Below are 18342 nucleotides of genomic sequence, written 5' to 3' on the forward strand. Positions count from 1 at the left end.
GATCCGGTTACGGTCTTCCCATGACAGCCGCCGCGCGCAAGAACCCGTCAGAAGTGGGCACCCTGTTGCGCGGCTGGCGGGAGCGGCGCCGGGTCAGCCAATTGGAGCTCGCGCTGCGGGCGGAGTCGTCGGCGCGGCACATCAGTTTCGTGGAGACGGGCCGCTCGCGCCCCAGCGAGGACTTCCTGCTGCGGCTCGCCGAGCATCTCGACGTCCCGATGCGGGAGCGCAACGCGCTGCTGCTGGCCGCCGGGTACGCCCCGCGGTTCAAGGAGACCCCGCTGGACGACCCCTCGCTCGGTGTGCTGCGCGAGGGGCTCGACACGCTGCTGCGGGGCTACGAGCCGTATCCGGCGTTCATCGTCGACGCGACGTTCAACGTGATCGCGGCGAACGGCGGCATCGCCCTGCTGATGTCCTCGGCGCCCGCGCACCTGCTCACGGAGCCGCTGAACGCGATGCGGCTCACCCTGCACCCGGAGGGCCTCGCGCCGCGGATCAGGAATCTGCGCGAGTGGCGGGGGCATCTGCTGGCGCAGATGGAGCAGCAGTTCGCGCTGACCAGGTCGCAGCCGCTGCGGGAGCTGTACGAGGAGGTGTCCGCGTATCCGCTGCCGCCGGGCACGGACACGGACGCGGCCGGGCCCGCCACGCCGATGGTGCCGTACTTCGCGCTGCCGATGGTGATCGAGCACGAGGGGCAGGTGCTGTCGTTCGTGTCGTCGATCTCGACGTTCAACACACCGATGGACGTGACGGTCGCCGAGCTGGCCGTGGAGACGCTGCTCCCGGCCGACCCGGCGACGGCGAAATATCTTCACTCCGCGCGGGGCTGAGCGCGCAGCGCCGCGTACTGGAGCGCCGCGAACGCGGCCACCACGACGGCCTGGAACGAGCCGTACACCCTCCCGGCCGTGCTCGGGTCCAGCCAGGCGAACAGGGCGACGAAGCTCAGCACCGTCCAGGCGAGGTTGACCTCGACCACGGTGCGCACACCGAGCGCGGGCGGGCTGCTGCGCGCGGCGAGCGCCCCGACCGCGGCGGCGTACACGGTCAGGCCGACGCCGAGCGCGAGCAGCAGCCCCGGGTCGATGCCGAGGAGGCGGCCGATCGGCCCGGAGGCGGCGACGTAGGCGAGGCCGTTGATGCCGGTGCCCAGCGCGTCGGCGGCGAGCAGGCGGCGCAGCCAGGTGCGGGCCTGGACCGGGGTGGTGGTGAGCGTGGTGGCGGACATGGGGAGCCCCCTCCGTCGGTGGGTTGCCGGGTCGGTGGCTCCACCCTGCCCGCGCCCGGGTGGCGGGTCGATTACGTCCGGGGTAATGGCCGGACCCGTATACGTCCGGGGCCATGGCCGGACCCGTACGGCCGCGCCCTGGTGTCCTCCACGTACGGTCCCGGCCGAAGTGTGCCGCTGACACAACGCCATTAGCGTGCCCAGAACGGGATATCGAGGGAGCTAACGGTGACGGACACGACGCGCACCCCGACCGAGCCTGATGCCGCGCTGCTGCGCGCGGGACGGTTCTTCCGGCGGGGGACGGCGGCACCGGACCTGCACAGCGTGCAGATCAAGGGCGGCCGGGACGGTGACGTCTTCTATCGGGACCGCTGGAGCCACGACAAGGTCGTGAACTCCACGCACGGCGTGAACTGCACCGGCTCGTGCCGGTGGAAGGTGTATGTCAAGGACGGCATCATCACCTGGGAGACCCAGCAGACGGACTATCCGAGCGTGGGCCCCGACCGCCCGGAGTACGAGCCGCGCGGCTGCCCGCGCGGCGCCGCGTTCTCCTGGTACACGTACTCGCCCACCCGGGTGCGCTACCCGTACATCCGCGGCGTGCTCGTGGAGATGTACCGGGAGGCGAAGGCCCGGCTGCACGATCCGGTGCTCGCGTGGGCCGACATCCAGGCCGACCCGGAGCGCCGCCGCAGGTATCAGCAGGCCCGCGGCAAGGGCGGTCTGGTGCGGGCCACCTGGGACGAGGCCGTGGAGATCATCGCCGCGGCACACGTGCACACCATCAAGACGTACGGGCCCGACCGGATCGCCGGCTTCTCCCCCATTCCCGCGATGTCGATGGTGTCGCACGCGGCGGGGGCCCGCTTCCACTCGCTGATCGGCGCCCCGATGCTGTCGTTCTACGACTGGTACGCGGACCTGCCGGTGGCCTCGCCGCAGGTGTTCGGCGACCAGACCGACGTACCCGAGTCGGGTGACTGGTGGGACGCCGCGTACCTGATGATGTGGGGCTCCAATGTGCCCGTCACCAGGACGCCGGACGCGCACTGGATGGCCGAGGCGCGCTATCGCGGGCAGAAGGTCGTGGTCGTCGCGCCCGACTACGCGGACAACGCGAAGTTCGCCGACGAGTGGCTGCACCCGCATCCGGGGACGGACGGCGCGCTCGCGCTCGCCATGGGGCATGTGGTCCTCAAGGAGTTCTTCGTCGACCGGCAGACGCCGTTCTTCACGGACTACGTCAAGAAGTTCACCGACCTGCCGTTCCTCGTGACGCTGGAGGAGAAGGACGGCGCGTACGTGCCGTCGAAGTTCCTGCGCGCCACCGACCTCGGGCAGGGCGGCGAGGGCGCCGAGTGGAAGACCGCGGTGCTCGACGAGGCGACCGGGCAGCCGGTCGTTCCGAACGGTTCGCTGGGCTTTCGCTGGACCGAGTCCGGCAAGGGCAAGTGGAACCTCGAACTGGGCAATATCCAGCCGAAGTTGAGCCTGCACGACTCCGACATCGCGGGTGGCGTCGAAGTACTCCTCCCCCGCTTCGACACCGACGGCGGCACGCACGGGCAGGGCCGCGGCGAGGTCGTGCGGCGCGGGGTGCCGGCGACCCGGCTCGGCGGCCAGAGCGGACCGCTGGTGACGACCGTGTTCGACCTGCTGCTCGCACAGTACGGCGTCGGCCGCGAGGGCCTGCCGGGCCAGTGGCCCACCTCGTACGACGACGCGGAGACGCCCGGCACCCCGGCCTGGCAGGAGATCCACACCTCGGTCCCGGCCGCCAAGTGCGTAAAGATCGCGCGGGAGTTCGCGGGGACCGCCGAGAAGTCGCGCGGGCGCTGCATGATCCTGATGGGCGCCGGCACGAACCACTGGTTCCACTCGGAGACCACCTACCGGGGCTTCCTGTCGCTGTTGCAGCTCACCGGCTGCCAGGGCAGGAACGGCGGCGGCTGGGCGCACTACGTGGGCCAGGAGAAGTGCCGTCCGGTCACCGGCTGGGCCTCGCTGGCCTCCGCCAACGACTGGTCGCGGCCGCCCCGACAGATGATCGGCACCGGGTTCTTCTTCCTCAACACCGACCAGTGGCGCTACGACCGGTTCAGCGCGGACGTGCTCGCGTCGCCGCTCGGCAAGGGCGCCTTCGAGGGCATGACGGGCGCCGATGTGCTGGCCCTGTCGGCGCGTTCGGGCTGGATGCCCTCGTATCCGACGTTCGACCGCAGCTCGCTCGCGCTCGGCGCGCAGTCCGTGGAGGACACGGTCGCCGAACTCAAGGCGGGCTCACTGAAGTTCGCGTGCGAGGACCCGGACGCGCCGGAGAACTGGCCGCGCGTGATGACGCTGTGGCGGGCGAACCTGCTGGGCTCGTCCGCGAAGGGCGCCGAGTACTTCACCAAGCACCTGCTGGGCACGCACTCCTCGCTGCGCGCGGAGGAGGCCTCCCCCGAGGAGCGCCCCACGACGGTGACCTGGCACGACGAGGCCCCCGAGGGCAAGATCGACCTGCTCACCTCGCTCGACTTCCGGCAGACGTCCTCGACGCTCCTGTCGGACGTGGTGCTGCCCGCCGCGACCTGGTACGAGAAGCACGACATCGCCTCCACGGACATGCACCCGTACGTGCACTCCTTCACCCCGGCCGTGGACCCGCCGTGGCAGGCGCGCAGCGACTTCGACACGTTCAAGGCGCTCGCCCACAAGCTCAGCGAGCTGTCGGCCCAACACCTGGGTGTGCAGACGGACTTGGTGGCCACGCCGCTCCAGCACGACACCCCCGGGGAGATCGCGCAGCCCGGCGGCGTCGTCCTCGACTGGCGCAAGGGCGAGTGCGAGCCGGTGCCCGGCAAGACCATGCCGAACCTCACCGTGGTCGAGCGCGACTACACGGCGATCGGAGCGAAGTTCACCGCGCTCGGCCCGCTCGTCGAGCAGCTGGGCCTGCCTGCGAAGGGCATCGCGCTCAAGCCCGACCAGGAGGTCACGGAGCTGCGCGAGCGCAACGGCACCGTGCGCGGAGGACCGGCCGACGGCCGCCCCTCCCTGGACACGGCGGTCAAGGCGGCGAACACCATCCTCGCCCTGTCCGGCACCACCAACGGCCGCCTCGCCACGCAGGGCTTCCACACTCTTGAGGCCCGTACGGGGCAGGAGATGGCGCACCTGTCCGCCGAGCACGAGGGCAAGCGCATCACGTACGCGGACACGCAGGCCGCGCCCGTCCCGGTGATCACCTCGCCGGAGTGGTCGGGCAGCGAGTCCGGCGGGCGCCGCTACACCGCATTCACGCTCAACACCGAACACCTCAAGCCCTGGCACACCCTGACGGGACGTCAGCACTTCTTCATCGACCACGACTGGATGCACGAGCTGGGCGAGTCGATGCCGATCTACCGGCCACCGCTCGACATGAACCGGCTGTTCGGCGAGCCACGGCTCGGCCCTGACGGGGAGAAGGAGGTGACGGTCCGTTACCTCACCCCGCACAACAAGTGGTCCATCCACTCCGAGTACCAGGACAACCTGTTCATGCTGGCGCTGTCCCGCGGCGGCCAGTCCATCTGGATGTCCCCGCAGGACGCCGAGTCGATCGGCGTCAAGGACAACGACTGGATCGAGGCCGTGAACCGCAACGGCGTCGTCGTCGCCCGCGCGATCGTCTCCCACCGCATGCCGGCGGGCACGGTCTACATGCACCACGCGCAGGAGCGCACCGTCAACGTGCCCAAGGCGGAGACGACGGGAAAGCGCGGCGGCATCCACAACTCGCTCACCCGGCTGATCCTCAAGCCGTCCCATCTCATCGGCGGCTACGCGCAGTTGAGCTGGGCGTTCAACTACCTCGGCCCGACCGGCAACCAGCGCGACGAGGTGACGGTCATCCGCCGCCGCTCGCAGAAGGTGGAGTACTGACGCATGCGCATCATGGCTCAGGTCGCGATGGTCATGAACCTCGACAAGTGCATCGGCTGCCACACCTGCTCGGTCACCTGCAAGCAGGCGTGGACCAACCGCAACGGCATGGAGTACGTCTGGTTCAACAACGTCGAGACCCGCCCGGGGCAGGGCTATCCGCGCCGCTACGAGGACCAGGAGAAGTGGCGCGGCGGCTGGGAGCTGAACAAGAAGGGCGCCCTGAAGCTGAAGGCGGGCGGCCGGTTCAAGAAGCTCGCCGGGATCTTCTCCAACCCCAAGCTCCCTGAAATCAAGGACTACTACGAACCCTGGACCTACGACTACAAGAACCTCACCGACGCCCCGCTCGGCGACGACTACCCGGTCGCCGAGCCCCGCTCCCTCATCAGCGGCAAGCCGATGAAGATCGAGTGGTCCTCGAACTGGGACGACAACCTCGGCGGCGCGACCGAGCACGGCGATCTCGACCCGATGGTGGCGAAGACCCGCGAACAGGCCGCGGAGAAGGTCAAGTTCCAGTTCGAGCAGACCTTCATGTTCTATCTGCCGCGGATCTGCGAGCACTGCCTCAACCCGTCGTGCGTCTCGTCCTGCCCGTCCGGCGCGATGTACAAGCGGGTGGAGGACGGCATCGTCCTCGTCGACCAGGACTCGTGCCGCGGCTGGCGGATGTGCGTGACCGGCTGCCCGTACAAAAAGGTGTACTTCAACCACCGCACCGGCAAGGCCGAGAAGTGCACACTCTGCTATCCGCGCCTTGAGGTGGGCCTGCCGACGGTCTGCTCCGAGACGTGTGTGGGGCGGCTCAGATATCTGGGTGTCATCCTCTACGACGCCGACAAGGTGACGCAGGCCGCCTCCTCGCCCAACGAACACGACCTGTACGAGGAGCAGTTGGGCATCTTCCTCGACCCGGAGGACCCGGCGGTGCAGCGGGCCGCCGAGGAGGCGGGCATCCCGTACGACTGGATGGAGGCGGCGCGCCGCTCGCCCGTGCACGCGCTCATCAGCAAGTACAAGGTGGCGCTTCCGCTGCATCCGGAGTACCGGACGATGCCGATGGTCTGGTACATCCCGCCGCTCTCCCCCGTCGTCGACGCGCTCACCGAGACCGGGCACGACGGCGAGGACCACGCCAACCTGTTCGGCGCGATCGACACCCTGCGCATCCCGCTGGAGTACCTGGCGGAGATCTTCACGGCCGGTGACACCAAGCCGGTGCGCGCATCCCTGGAGAAGCTGGCCGCGATGCGCTCGCACATGCGGGCCATCAACCTCGGTGACCTCCCGGACAGTTCGATCGCCGAGTCCATCGGCATGTCACCGTACGAGATCGAGGAGATGTACCGGCTGCTCGCCATCGCCAAGTACGAGGACCGGTACGTGATCCCGACCGCCGCGGTCGGCGACGCGCAGCGTCTGGAGGAGTCGGCGCTGCCGTCGGACACCTGCTCGCTCGACCACGAGGGCGGGCCCGGCATGGGCGGCGAGGGTCCCTTCGGCGGCGACTCCGGGTCGACGGTCGCGGACGGCCGCAAGCTGCTGCCCGTCGTCTCCGTCGAGAACTTCCAGCTCAGCAAGGAACGTCAGACCGCGGACAGTACTGCCGCCATCGACAAGGAGGACAGCTGATGACGGACCGGACCTCCCTGCTTCTTCAGGCGTCCGCGCTGTGTCTCACGTACCCCGACGAGGAGTTCTACCGGCGGCTCCCGCTGATCCGCGCGGCGGCGCCGCCGCTCGCGCCCTTCGTCGAGCACGCCGAGGCCACGCCGATGCAGGACCTGGCGGCCCACTACGTCCAGGTCTTCGACTTCAAGAACCGGCACAGCCTGTACCTGACGTGGTGGCGCGACGGCGACACCCGGCGGCGCGGCATGTCCCTGGTGCGGATGAAGGAGGTCTACCGGGAGCACGGCATGGAGTTCACCGGCGAGGAGCTCCCGGACTTCCTGCCCGCCGTACTCGAGTTCTCCGCGCAGGAGGGCACGTTCCTGCTGGAGGACAACCGGGCCGGCCTGGAGCTGCTGCGGTTCGCCCTCACCGACCACGGCACCCCGTACGCCACCGTCCTCAACGCGGTGTGCGCCGCCCTGCCGGGCCCCTCCCCCAAGGACCGGGCCGAGGCGCAGGCGCTCGCCCGGTCGGGGCCGCCCCAGGAGAACGTCGGCCTCGAACCCTTCGCACTCCCCCTCCTCGAAACGGAGCACGCCAGGTGAACACGGCGATCTGGGGCGTCCTGCCCTACGTAGCGTTCGTCCTGCTGATCGCGGGCACCGTCTGGCGCTACCGCTACGACAAGTTCGGCTGGACGACGCGCTCGTCGCAGGTCTACGAGTCGAAGCTGCTCAACATCGCGTCACCGATGTTCCACTACGGCATCCTCTTCGTGCTCGTGGGACACATCGTCGGCCTGTTCATCCCGGAGTCCTGGACCGAGAAGGTGGGCGTCAGCGAGCACACGTACCACATGTTCTCGCTGATCGGCGGCACCTTCGCGGGCGTGCTCGCGCTCGTGGGCATCGCGATGCTGGTCTACCGGCGGCGCACCAAGGCGCCGGTGCTGCGTGCCACGACGCGCAACGACAAGGCCATGTACGTGTTCCTGCTCGGCGCCCTCGTCCTCGGCATGGTCGCCAAGCTCGCGCACTCCGGCGGCAGCGGCTACGACTACCGGCAGACCATCGCCCCGTGGTCGCGCAGCCTGTTCACGCTGAGCCCCGATGTGGCGCTGATGGACGGGGTGCCCGTGCTCTATCAGATTCACGCGGTAGTGGGCATGCTACTGATTGCGCTGGTACCGTTCACCCGGCTCGTGCATATGTTCAGCGCGCCGGTGCAGTACCTGTTCCGCCCGTACGTCGTCTACCGCAGCCGCGACCCGCGGCGCCTCGGCGCACGCCCGGAGCGTCGGGGTTGGGAGCGCACCGGCTCCTAACTCCTGGGGGGACGTACCAAGGTGAGTGAACGTCGCCCCGCGCCCACCGTCGGCCAGGTCGTCCTCGGCCGCAGGCTGCGTGACCTGCGCGAGGCCCGCGGACTCAAGCGCGAGGAGGCGGCCCGGCCGCTGCGGGTGGCGAGCGCGACGATCCGCCGGATGGAGACCGCCGAGGTCGCCCTCAAGATCCCCTACGTGCAGATGCTGCTCGAGCAGTACGAGGTGCCGGAGCGGGAGATCGAGGCCTTCGTGGCGCTCGCCGAGGAGGCGAACCTGCCGGGCTGGTGGCAGCGGTTCCACGACGTGCTCCCCGACTGGTTCAGCCTGTACGTCAGCCTGGAGGGCGCGGCCTCGATGATCCGCGCCTACGAGCCGCACTTCGTGCCCGGCCTGTTGCAGACGGAGGCGTACGCGCGGGCCGTCTTCGACGCCGGCACGGTGGGCCGCTCCCGCCCCGACGAGGTCGACCGGCACATCGACCTGCGGATGGCCCGGCAGTCGCTGCTCGACCGGGAGGACTCGCCGCACCTGTGGGTCGTCATGGACGAGACGGTGCTGCGGCGCCCGCCCGGCGGCCCCGGCGTGCTGCGCGGCCAGCTCGACCGGCTGATCGCGGAGGCGGCGCGCCCGAACGTGACGCTCCAGATGGCCGAGTTCGCCACGGGGCCGCACCCCGGCACGTTCGGCCCGTTCTCGCTGTTCCGCTTCCCGGTCAGGGAGCTGCCGGACATGGTCTACAGCGAGTACGTGACCGGGGCCCTGTACCTGGACGCGCGGGACGAGGTCGGCATGCATCTGGAGGTCCTCGACCACCTGGTGGCACAGGCGGCCGGGGCCGCGCGGACGCTGGAGATCCTGCACGAGGCGCGGGACGCGCTGGGCTGACGGGCCCGCCGCCCCTAAGAGGACTTGTTGTTGTCGTCGTCGACGATCTCGGCGTCGACCACGTCGTCGTGGGCGTCCTTGTCCGTGGACCGCTGCTCGCCCGACGGCGGCGCGTCCTCCTGGGACGAGGCGGCCGCCTGGTACATCGCCTGCCCCATCCGCTGGCTGACCTCGGCGAGCTTCCTTGAGCCCTCGCGCAGCTCCCGGATGTCGGCCTCCTTGGACTCCAGGGTGGTTTTCAACTCCCTTATGGCGTCCTCGACTTCGGTCCGTGAGTCGGCGGGGACGCGCTCCTCGTTGTCCCGCAGGAAGCGCTCCGTCTGGTAGACGAGCTGCTCCGCCTCGTTGCGGACCTCGGCCGCCTCGCGGCGTGTGCGGTCCTCCTCGGCGTGCGCCTCGGCCTCCCGCATCATCCGGTCGATCTCGTCCTTCGGCAGCGCCGAGCCGCCGGTCACCGTCATCTTCTGCTCGCGCCCCGTGGCGAGGTCCTTCGCGCCGACGTGCATGATCCCGTTGGCGTCGATGTCGAAGGTGACCTCGATCTGCGGCACGCCGCGCGGCGCCGGGGGCAGTCCCGTCAGATCGAAGACGCCCAGCTTCTTGTTGTAGGCGGCGATCTCCCGTTCGCCCTGGAAGACCTGGATGCCGACGGAGGGCTGGTTGTCGGCGGCGGTCGTGAAGATCTCCGAACGGCGGGTGGGAATGGTCGTGTTGCGCTCGATGAGCTTCGTCATCACGCCGCCCTTGGTCTCGATGCCGAGGGACAGCGGGGTGACGTCCAGCAGCAGCACGTCCTTCACGTCGCCGCGGATCACCCCGGCCTGGTACGTGGCGCCGACGGCCACGACCTCGTCGGGGTTGACGCCCTTGTGCGGGTCCTTGCCGGTGAGTTCCTTGACGAGGCCGGTGACGGCGGGCATCCGCGTGGACCCGCCGACCAGGATGACGTGGTCGATGTCCTTCAGCTCGACGCCCGCGTCCTTGACCGCCTGGTGGAAGGGCTTCTTGCAGCGGTCGAGCAAGTCACCGGTGAGTTCCTGGAGTTGGGCGCGCGTCAGCTTCTCGTCCATGTGCAGGGGGCCCGCGGCGGAGGCCGTGATGTAGGGCAGGTTGATGTTCGTCTCGCTCGACGAGGACAGCTCGATCTTGGCCTTCTCGGCGCCCTCGCGCAGCCGCTGCACGGCCATCTTGTCGCCGGCGAGGTCGATGCCGTGGGCGTTCTTGAACTGCCGTACGAGGTGGTCGACGATCCGCTGGTCCCAGTCGTCGCCGCCGAGCTGGGTGTCGCCGTTGGTGGCCTTGACCTCGATGACGCCCTCACCCATCTCCAGCAGCGAGACGTCGAAGGTGCCGCCGCCCAGGTCGAAGACGAGGACCGTCTGCTCGTCGCCCTTGTCGAGGCCGTACGCGAGCGCCGCGGCGGTCGGTTCGTTGACGATGCGCAGCACCTTCAGGCCCGCGATCTCGCCGGCCTCCTTCGTGGCCTGGCGCTGCGCGTCGTCGAAGTAGGCGGGCACGGTGACGACGGCGTCGGTGACGTCCTCGCCGAGGTACGACTCGGCGTCGCGCTTGAGTTTCTGCAGGACGCGGGCGGAGAGCTCCTGGGCGCTGTAGCGGTGACCGTCGATGTCGCCGGTGTCGGGGAAGTGCCAACTCCCGTCGCCCATATGGCGTTTGACGGAGCGTGCGGTGCGCTCGACGTTCGTCACGGCCTGCCGCTTGGCGACCTCGCCGACCAGCACCTCGGCGCTCGACGTCCTGGCGAAGGCGACGATCGAGGGGGTGGTGCGCGCGCCCTCCGCGTTGGCGATGACGGTGGGTTCACCGCCCTCCAGGACGGCCACCACCGAGTTCGTCGTACCGAGATCGATACCTACCGCACGCCCCATGACGCGTCCCCTTTTCCGCTTTCTCCGCGAAGGCCCGCTCACGTCCGGATCCAGCACAGGGCGTGAGCGGGCCTACGTCAAGAGCGCGGACGCTCAGCCGCCCAGCTTGGCGGTGAGGGTGATCGTCGTGCCGGTGAGCGCCTGGCTCACGGGGCAGTTCTTCTTGGCGTCCTCGGCCGCGGCCTGGAAGCCCTGCTCGTCGAGGCCGCCCACCGTGCCCTCGACGGTGAGGTGGATGCCGGTGATGCCCTCGCCCGGCTGGAACGTCACGTCCGCGGAGGTGACCAGCTTGGTGGGCGGGGTGCCCGCGCCGGTCAGCCCGTTGGAGAGCGCCATGGAGAAGCACGAGGAGTGCGCGGCGGCGATCAGCTCCTCCGGGCTGGTCTTGCCGTTCGCCTCCTCCGCGCGGGACGGCCAGGACACCGGCTGCTGCCCGATGCCGGACGAGTCGAAGGTGACGGTGCCGTTGCCCTCGAACAGGTTGCCTTCCCACACGGTGTGCGCGGAGCGCGTGGTTGCCACGGTGGTTCCTTTCCGTTTCGGGATACTTCGGACCCCCATCCGACCACATCCGGCGCTCCTGTGGCACGCCACCATGGCCGGAAAACACGCTGGGCAAGTCGGCACGGCGGTGACACTTTGAGGCCTCCCGCCCAGGGGGGTCCTACGGGGATTCGCAGGGGGTCTCACCATGCGCATGATCTACGCGGACCGCGGTCCGTCACCACTCGAAACCGGCAAGCCCGGCGCGACCGACCGGGACTCGACGTTCGGCTGGTGGGGTGCGTTCAGCATCCAGAAGTTCGTCAACCAGAGCCCGCTGTCCCACACACACGCGGACGCGACCGGCTGGCTCGCCTACCTCCAGCAGTTCTACGACCGCAACTTCTGGTTCGCCGACAGCGGCGCCCAGGTGTGGGCGTACGAGGAGACGTACGACAACTGGCAGGACCGGTACGGCATCGACGCCGTCACGGCCGTGTACCACTCGGGGCACGGCGGCATGGACGGCAACGGCGTGTTCTTCGCGCCGCTCGGCGCCAAGTGGGACAACCGCTCGGACGCGATCTCCAACCGGATGGCATTCGGCAACGAGAAGGCCAACTACGTGTTCTGGTCGACGTGCACCTCGCTGCGCGTCCTCGACGGGCACTCCCCCATCCGTACCTGGGCGGGGCCCAACCTCGGTTCCCGGATGATCTTCGGGTTCGAGACGATCAGCATCGACAGCCCGGACTACGGCAAGAAGTTCTGGGAGAAGTGGCGGGCCGGGCAGACGTTCTGCGACGCGTGGCTGAACGCGAGCTGGGACATCTACCACGGTCAGGCGCCGTCGGTGTGCGCCACCGGGGCGACCCAGGCCGAGGCGCAGAACCGGCTGAACTCGGAGCGCAACTTCTACCGGGAGCACGTGCCGGACAACTGGTACGTGTGGCGCTGGTACTACGCGCGCCAGGGCCTGCGCGATCCGCTGACGCAGGCGCCGCAGAGCCCGCAGATCGTGCAGCTGGCGCCGCGCGACCCGAGCGCGGAGCTGGCGAAGCTCGGGCAGCTGGCGCACTTCCCGTCGGCGGCGCTGCAAGAGGTGCAGGTCGAGCGGCAGGGCGTGCTCAGCGCGAGCTCGGGCGACCGGTACGTGTCGACGGCGCCGCAGGCCGTGCGCTGGGTGAAGCTCGCCGAGGCCAACCACCGCAACACGCGGCAGCTGGAGACCGAGCGGGCCGTCGAGATCGCGCGGCGGTACGCGCAGGAGCACGCGGACGGCGTCGAGCTGGTCGTGGACGGTGTGCACGACCTGATGCAGAACAGCGGCAAGAAGGACGGCTCGCAGATCGGTGAGCCGGTCTCCCTGCAGACGCACGTCACGTTCCGGCAGGCCTTCGACGGCGTACCGGTGATCACGCCGGGCCGCGGCGAGTTCCGCGTCGCGCTCGACAACGACGGCACGGTCGTCCAGGCGACCCTGTCGACGCGTACCCCGACGGGCGACACCCGCACCCCGGCCTCGGCGGTCGCACCGCCTTCCGGCAAGGGCCAGCAGGCGCTCGCCTCGCCCGGTTCGCGCGACCCGCGCCAGGCGCTCGACGAGGCGCAGCGGCGGCGGATCGGCCATCTGAGCGCGATGGCCGCCGACGGTGGACGGTCGGCGGCCGACATCGAGGCCGAGCTGGAGATCAGGGACGTACCCGGGTCCCTCGAGGTCGGTTACGAGATCGAGGGCAACGAGGCGTTCCCGGCCGCCCGCAAGCTGATCGAGATCGGCTCGCGGGACAGCATGTTCAAGACACAGCGCTGGGTGGTCGCGCCGATCGCCAGGTAAGGGAACGACGGGCGTCGTGTCAGTGGGTGGCGGTCCGCTTCTTGCGGGCCGCCATCCACGCGTAGACGAGGACGCCGACGAACAGGAAGATGACCCCCTGGTAGACCGCCGCGTAGCCGGCGCCGCCGACCAGCCACATCGAGAAGCCGAACGCGGCGAGCGCGAGCGTCATGTCGCGCGCGAGGCGGCCCCTGCTCACCCGGTGGCCCTGGCCCGACAGCAGGAAGTAGATCTGCGCGGCGGTGGCGAGGAGGTACGGGACCGTCGCCGTGAACGTCGTGATGAGCACGAGGGACTCGAAGACGCCCTCGGAGCCCGCCGTGTAGTTGTAGATGGTCAGCAGCGAGGCGAGGACGACGCCGACGAGCACGCCGAACGTCGGGACGCCGCGCTTCTTGCGGGCGAACGCGGCCGGGAACAGGCCGTCCTTCGCGGGGGCGTACGGGGCCTGCGCGGAGAGCAGCGTCCAGCCGTTGAGCGCGCCGAGGATCGAGACGACCGCGGCGATGGCGACCGCCGTGCCGCCCCAGGTGCCGCCGAACATCACGTTGACGGAGTCGGTCATCGGCGCGGTGGAGTCCACCAGCTTGTCGTGGGCGACGGTGCCGAAGACGGAGACCGTGCACAGCAGGTAGACGAGGGCGGCGAGCGCGGTGCCGAGGACGGTGGCGCGGCCGACGTTGCGCTCCGGGTCGCGGACCTCGCCCGCGCTCATGGAGGCGGACTCGACGCCCAGGTAGCTGAAGAGCAGGATCGCGGCGGACGCCGAGATCGCGCCGACCGGGGAGCCGCCGTCCGCCTGGAACGGGCCGAGGTTGTCGGCGTCGAAGAAGAACAGTCCGCCGATGGCGACGAGCACCAGCGGCGCGAACTTCAGGACGGTGGAGACGAGCTGGACGGCGCCGACGTAGCGGGTGCCGGCGAGGTTGGCGAGCGCGGGCAGCCACTGGCAGGCAAGCGCCGCGACGATCGTCCAGAACGTCGATCCGTGGATCGGCAGGAGCACATTGAGGTAGCCGACGGCGGCGACGGCGAGCGCCGCGTTCGACACCCACGACGTGATCCAGTAGCTCCACGCGGCGAGGAACCCGGCGAAGTCGCCGAAGGCCTCACGGGCGTAGACGTAGGGGCCGCCGGTCTGCGGGTGCCGCTTCGCGAGCCGTCCGAAGACGAGCGCGAGGGCGATGGCGCCGACCGTCAGGACGCCGAAGGCGACCAGCGAGATCGTGCCGTACGGGGCCACGGACGCGGGCAGCAGGAAGATGCCGCCACCGATGATGTTGCCCATGACGAGGGCCGTCGCGATGGGGAGACCGAACCTGCGGGCGTGCTTGCTGCTCTGGTTCTGGTCCTCGTCCGCTGCCGGCGCCGTCTCGGGAGCGGGGGCAGTCCCGGTGTCGAGCATGGGGGGAAGTGCCTCTCGATTGTGCTGGGCCACCGCGGGATCGCCGGATGGCGGGGCCCATGGTCCGGTGGCCTCCCACCGCGCTCCAAATCAGGCGGAATTGTCCTGCGGCTCGGGGGGCGTGGCCGCAAAAGATCCACCGCCGGGGCCGCGTCGGAGGGAATTCTCCACGGGCCGTTCCAGGGGCTTCTTCGCAGGTCGGTCCAGGTGCGGCGGTGTCGCCTCCATTGGGATCTGCGGTCCGTTGCCCTCGGTCAGCCAGCGGCGCAGGACCCGGTGGACCTGCTCGGCGCCGACCAGCGTTTCGCCATCCGGCACCGGCTCGGACAGTTCCGCCGGGGCGAGCAGGAAGGGGCGGCTCTGGGCGCCGCCGAGGCCGCCGTGCGAGCCGATCTGCTCCTCGAACGCGAGGACCTCGCCGTCCACCGGGTCGTACATGGAGTTGACCATGATGTCGGCGGTGTGCGGGAAGGAGTCGGTGCGGCGCACGGCGTCGGCGGCGCCGGGGCCGAAGTCGGCGAGCGGGCCCGCGCCGTCGGCCAGCTCGGCGATCGGCACCTCGGCGCCCCGGGCCCCGAGCACGAGCGCGCCGTGCTCCTCGCTGCGTACGAGGAGGAAGCCGATGCCGGGATGGTTGGCGAGGGTCGCGAGGAGGGCGGGGTTGCGGGCGTCGATCTCCTCGCGGGTCATGCGGTGCGGGACATCGGGGAAGGAGACGAGGCCGAGGTTGCCCGAGGCCAGCACGACGGGTTCGCTGCGCTTGCCCTTGCCGGCGGTCTCCTCGACGGGCCGGTGCAGCGCGGCCCGCACGGCGGCGCGGGCCTCGGCGCCGCTGCGGGTGCGCCCCGCCTTGCGCGGCACGGGCAGCCCGCAGCCCGCGCGCACGAGGTCCTGGAGGGTGAGCCCGTAGCGGCCGCGGAAGGTCTCGCCGGGGCTCTGCCCGTGGTCGGAGAGGACGACGATGCGGTACGGGCGCGGCGCGTGCTCGGCGACCTTGACGAGCAGGGCGAGCGAACGGTCGAGGCGTTCGAGCACCTTCTCGGCGTCGCGGCCGAACGGGCCGGAGTGGTGCGCCACCTCGTCGTAGGCGACGAGGTCGGCGTAGACGGCGCTGCGGCCCGCGAGCATGTCGCCGATGACGGCCGCGACGACGACGTCCCGCTCGACGACGGTCGCGAACGCGCGGATGAACGGGTACAGGCCGCCGCGCCCCATCCGCGGCCGCTCCTTGCGCAGGCGGGACCGTGTGGACTGGCCGATCTCGCGGCCGACCTCGGCGAAGAAGGACAGCGCGGTACGGACGGCGTTCGCCGGGTCGGAGAAGTACGCGAAGTATCCGGCGCGCGAACGGTTCTCCTTGCCGCGCCGGGCGGCGACCGACAGCACGAGCGCGACCTGTTCGGCACCGCCGCTGAAGAGGTTGCCGCGGCTGGCGCCGTCGACGGTGAGCAGTCCGCCGTCGCCGGTGTGGGCGACGGCGCGGCGCTGGAGTTCGGCGGCGCTGGTGGGCCGGTTGGACACCTGGGTCTCGCCGGTGTCCTTCTCGTACCAGCGGAAGGCCGGCACGTCGTAATTGGAGCCGTGCAGGATGCCGAGCTGGCTGGCGCCGGTCTGGCTCGACCAGTCGGTGCGCCACGGGGTGAGGCGGTGGCCGCCGTCGCGCAGCCACGCGCCGACCGTCGGCATGACGTCGTCACGGGCGGCGCGGCTCAGCACCTCGTGGCCGACGCCGTCGAGCTGGATGAAAACGGTGCCGGAGGTGGGCGGGCAGGCCGCGGTGTCGTCGGAGTCCCTGCGGCGTCTGCGGTCGGCCAGCCGGTACAGGCGCCTGCGGTACGCGTCGTCGTCCCGGACGGCCAGCGCACCACCGGCCGCGGACGCCACGGCCGACATGACCGCCGCCACGACGACCGCGGTCTCGGGTCCCGCCTCTCCCCTGCCGTCCGGGATCATGTGCAGCGCGATGAGCAGCAGGGCGCCGTTGAGGAAGAACACGACGAGGCCGAGGACGAGCGCGGGGACGAGCAGCAGGGCGCGGACGAGGATCGGCCAGACGAGGGCCGAGAGCAGGGCGAAGGCGGCGGCGCCGAGGGCGGCGGTGACGGCGACGCGGGTCATGCTGTCGCCGTCGTCGGACGTGAGCTTGAAGTCGGGCAGGAGCCCGGCGAGGATCATCATCGTGACCGTGCAGGCCGCCCAGACGGCCACCGATCGCCAGGCGGTGCTTCCGGCCCGCCTCCACCACCGGCCTCCGGCCACGGTTCGGCTCCCTTCTTTGGTCACGTGCTGGTCAGGGTTTCATACCGTTTGCCCGGAGACGGTGTTACGGCCACGGGGCTCCGCCCCGGACCCCGCTGCTCAATCGCCGCAGGGGCTTGAAATACCCACTCCCGCGGGGCTTGGGCCATCAAGCACCGTGAGGCCTGATCCAACAGAGCTAGCAGCCGTCGTATCCCGCCGTCGGCATCGACAAGCGGCGGTGGACCCTGGCCTTCATCTGCGCGTCGTAGGACGGTTCCGCCAGGCCCGCCGTTTCCAGGCGGATGCCGCGCCGCGCGCACTCCGCGGAGAACGCGTCGACCGAGCGCAGGGCCGCCCGCAGGACCCGCTCGCAGGGGGCGACGAACACGTCGACGAGGCCCGCGTCGACGTCCGCCCACAGAACCTCGTGGTCGGGGCGGACGGAGTGGACGAGGAGTTCGCGGGTGACCACATAGCCGCGCTCCGCGGCCCAGCGCGCGCACATGGCGTGCTGGCTGCGCGAGTCCACCAGGAAGGGGTCGGCGTCCAGCTCCTCCAGCGGGATCAGGCTGGCGATCGCCGCGACCCGCACCGCGTCGCCGCTCCCGTCGGATGCCCCCATGCGTCCCCCCTCACCACAGCTTTCGGCGTCGACCCTACTCCTGCACGTAGGCTCAAGGGAGTCGCCCGAAGGAGCACAAGGAGGAGCGCGTGCCGGTGGAGATCACCTGGTGGGGTCATGCCACCTGCACCGTCGAGGACGCAGGCACGCGTGTTCTGACCGATCCGCTCTTCGCCCGGCGCCTCGCCCATCTGCGCCGACGGCGTGGCGCGCCGCCGCCTCCGCGCGCGGCCGAGGCGGACGTCGTCCTCGTCTCCCACCTGCACGCCGACCACCTGCACGTGCCCTCGCTCGGCCGGCTCGCGCCCGGCACCCGGGTGCTCGTGCCGAAGGGCGCCCCGCGCGCGGTCCCGGCGCTGCGCAAGCTCAGCACGTTGAAGATCATCGAGGTGGAGGCGGGCGAGCGCGTCGAGGTGGGGCGGGTCGCGATCGAGGCGGTGCGCGCCGAGCACGACGGGCGCAGGCTCCCCGTCGGCCCGCACACGGCCCCCGCGCTCGGCTACGTCGTGAGCGGCGAGGCCCGTACGTACTTCGCGGGCGACACCGGGCTCTTCGACGGCATGGCGGAGGCCGTGGGCGAGGTCGACGTGGCGCTGCTCCCGGTCGGCGGCTGGGGTCCGTACCTCGGCTCCGGGCATCTCGACGCGGGCCGGGCCGCCGAGGCGCTGGCCCGGATCGCGCCGCGCAGCGCGGTGCCCGTGCACTACGGGACGTACTGGCCGATCGGCATGGACGCGGTGCGGCCGCACGAGTTCCACGCGCCGGGCGACGAGTTCGTCCGGCAGGCGGCGCTGCGGGCGCCCGGCGTGGCGGTGCACCGGCTCGACCAGGGCGAGAGCGTACGACCGGAGGTGGCCGGATGAGACGGCCCGGAGCCCCACGGTCGGGAG

General features: G+C 70.6%; 14 protein-coding genes. 8 read left to right on the forward strand and 6 right to left on the reverse strand.

All coding sequences use genetic code 11. The annotated features are described in order from the left end of the window. Positions 1 to 20: 20 nt before the first annotated feature. On the forward strand, positions 21 to 836 hold the full coding sequence (locus tag ACFV9W_RS12270) for a helix-turn-helix domain-containing protein (RefSeq protein WP_385758614.1): 816 nt from the start codon (positions 21 to 23) through the stop codon (positions 834 to 836). Here ACFV9W_RS12270 and ACFV9W_RS12275 read toward each other — a convergent pair. After that, positions 818 to 1234, reverse strand: coding sequence for a hypothetical protein (locus tag ACFV9W_RS12275; protein ID WP_385758617.1), 417 nt, complete (start codon positions 1232 to 1234; stop codon positions 818 to 820). The two genes, ACFV9W_RS12270 and ACFV9W_RS12275, sit on opposite strands and share 19 nt — an antisense overlap. A gap of 228 nt (positions 1235 to 1462) precedes the next feature. Between ACFV9W_RS12275 and ACFV9W_RS12280 the strand changes: the two genes are divergently transcribed. From ACFV9W_RS12280 to ACFV9W_RS12300, 5 genes are read left to right on the forward strand one after another with little or no spacing between them, the layout of a single operon-like run. Then, complete coding sequence (locus ACFV9W_RS12280; protein ID WP_385758619.1) at positions 1463 to 5149, forward strand: nitrate reductase subunit alpha; 3687 nt, start codon at positions 1463 to 1465, stop codon at positions 5147 to 5149. Positions 5150 to 5152: 3 nt separating this feature from the next. Then, positions 5153 to 6784 (forward strand): nitrate reductase subunit beta, encoded by a 1632-nt coding sequence (gene narH, locus ACFV9W_RS12285; RefSeq protein WP_385758622.1) that lies wholly within the window; start codon positions 5153 to 5155, stop codon positions 6782 to 6784. Continuing rightward, positions 6784 to 7371 (forward strand): nitrate reductase molybdenum cofactor assembly chaperone, encoded by a 588-nt coding sequence (narJ, locus tag ACFV9W_RS12290; RefSeq protein ID WP_385758625.1) that lies wholly within the window; start codon positions 6784 to 6786, stop codon positions 7369 to 7371. Before narH ends, narJ begins: the two co-directional genes overlap by 1 nt. Continuing rightward, positions 7368 to 8090, forward strand: coding sequence for a respiratory nitrate reductase subunit gamma (gene narI, locus ACFV9W_RS12295; RefSeq protein WP_385758627.1), 723 nt, complete (start codon positions 7368 to 7370; stop codon positions 8088 to 8090). The genes narJ and narI overlap by 4 nt, the downstream gene beginning before the upstream one ends. Before the next feature lie 21 nt (positions 8091 to 8111). Beyond that, positions 8112 to 8975, forward strand: coding sequence for a helix-turn-helix domain-containing protein (locus tag ACFV9W_RS12300; RefSeq protein WP_385758629.1), 864 nt, complete (start codon positions 8112 to 8114; stop codon positions 8973 to 8975). Between the two features lie 14 nt (positions 8976 to 8989). Here the strand turns inward: ACFV9W_RS12300 and dnaK are convergent, their stop codons facing one another. Both dnaK and ACFV9W_RS12310 read right to left on the reverse strand, forming a co-directional pair. Next, a complete protein-coding gene (gene dnaK, locus ACFV9W_RS12305; RefSeq protein WP_385758632.1) occupies positions 8990 to 10864 on the reverse strand; it encodes a molecular chaperone DnaK in 1875 nt (624 codons plus the stop codon). Positions 10865 to 10957: 93 nt separating this feature from the next. After that, the gene (locus ACFV9W_RS12310; protein WP_385758635.1) at positions 10958 to 11386 is read right to left on the reverse strand and encodes an OsmC family protein; all 429 of its coding nucleotides are present in this window, start codon (positions 11384 to 11386) and stop codon (positions 10958 to 10960) included. Positions 11387 to 11555: 169 nt separating this feature from the next. Here ACFV9W_RS12310 and ACFV9W_RS12315 point away from each other — a divergent pair, with 169 nt between their 5' ends. Then, positions 11556 to 13184, forward strand: coding sequence for a DUF6345 domain-containing protein (locus ACFV9W_RS12315; protein WP_385758637.1), 1629 nt, complete (start codon positions 11556 to 11558; stop codon positions 13182 to 13184). A gap of 19 nt (positions 13185 to 13203) precedes the next feature. Here ACFV9W_RS12315 and ACFV9W_RS12320 read toward each other — a convergent pair whose 3' ends face one another. From ACFV9W_RS12320 to ACFV9W_RS12330, 3 genes are all read right to left on the reverse strand, one after another. Next, positions 13204 to 14589 (reverse strand): amino acid permease, encoded by a 1386-nt coding sequence (locus ACFV9W_RS12320; RefSeq protein ID WP_385758640.1) that lies wholly within the window; start codon positions 14587 to 14589, stop codon positions 13204 to 13206. Positions 14590 to 14679: 90 nt separating this feature from the next. Next, positions 14680 to 16767 (reverse strand): alkaline phosphatase family protein, encoded by a 2088-nt coding sequence (locus tag ACFV9W_RS12325; RefSeq protein ID WP_385758703.1) that lies wholly within the window; start codon positions 16765 to 16767, stop codon positions 14680 to 14682. Positions 16768 to 17026: 259 nt separating this feature from the next. Beyond that, the gene (locus tag ACFV9W_RS12330) at positions 17027 to 17452 is read right to left on the reverse strand and encodes a hypothetical protein (protein ID WP_385758643.1); all 426 of its coding nucleotides are present in this window, start codon (positions 17450 to 17452) and stop codon (positions 17027 to 17029) included. A gap of 89 nt (positions 17453 to 17541) precedes the next feature. Here ACFV9W_RS12330 and ACFV9W_RS12335 point away from each other — a divergent pair, with 89 nt between their 5' ends. Beyond that, the gene (locus tag ACFV9W_RS12335; protein WP_385758646.1) at positions 17542 to 18315 is read left to right on the forward strand and encodes an MBL fold metallo-hydrolase; all 774 of its coding nucleotides are present in this window, start codon (positions 17542 to 17544) and stop codon (positions 18313 to 18315) included. Positions 18316 to 18342: the final 27 nt, after the last annotated feature.

It is taken from the genome of Streptomyces sp. NPDC059897, from assembly GCF_042730865.1.
Lineage (GTDB): Bacteria > Actinomycetota > Actinomycetes > Streptomycetales > Streptomycetaceae > Streptomyces.

What these genes read in the sequence shown, in the direction of transcription:
- ACFV9W_RS12325 (WP_385758703.1), bottom strand. Translation starts at nt 16,767, where the DNA reads ATGATGATCCTCGCCGGGCTCCTGCCCGACTTCAAGCTCACGTCCGAC.
- narJ (WP_385758625.1), top strand. Translation starts at nt 6,784, where the DNA reads ATGACGGACCGGACCTCCCTGCTTCTTCAGGCGTCCGCGCTGTGTCTC.
- ACFV9W_RS12275 (WP_385758617.1), bottom strand. Translation starts at nt 1,234, where the DNA reads ATGTCCGCCACCACGCTCACCACCACCCCGGTCCAGGCCCGCACCTGG.
- ACFV9W_RS12330 (WP_385758643.1), bottom strand. Translation starts at nt 17,452, where the DNA reads ATGGGGGCATCCGACGGGAGCGGCGACGCGGTGCGGGTCGCGGCGATC.
- ACFV9W_RS12315 (WP_385758637.1), top strand. Translation starts at nt 11,556, where the DNA reads ATGCGCATGATCTACGCGGACCGCGGTCCGTCACCACTCGAAACCGGC.
- dnaK (WP_385758632.1), bottom strand. Translation starts at nt 10,864, where the DNA reads ATGGGGCGTGCGGTAGGTATCGATCTCGGTACGACGAACTCGGTGGTG.
- narH (WP_385758622.1), top strand. Translation starts at nt 5,153, where the DNA reads ATGCGCATCATGGCTCAGGTCGCGATGGTCATGAACCTCGACAAGTGC.
- ACFV9W_RS12270 (WP_385758614.1), top strand. Translation starts at nt 21, where the DNA reads ATGACAGCCGCCGCGCGCAAGAACCCGTCAGAAGTGGGCACCCTGTTG.
- ACFV9W_RS12320 (WP_385758640.1), bottom strand. Translation starts at nt 14,589, where the DNA reads ATGCTCGACACCGGGACTGCCCCCGCTCCCGAGACGGCGCCGGCAGCG.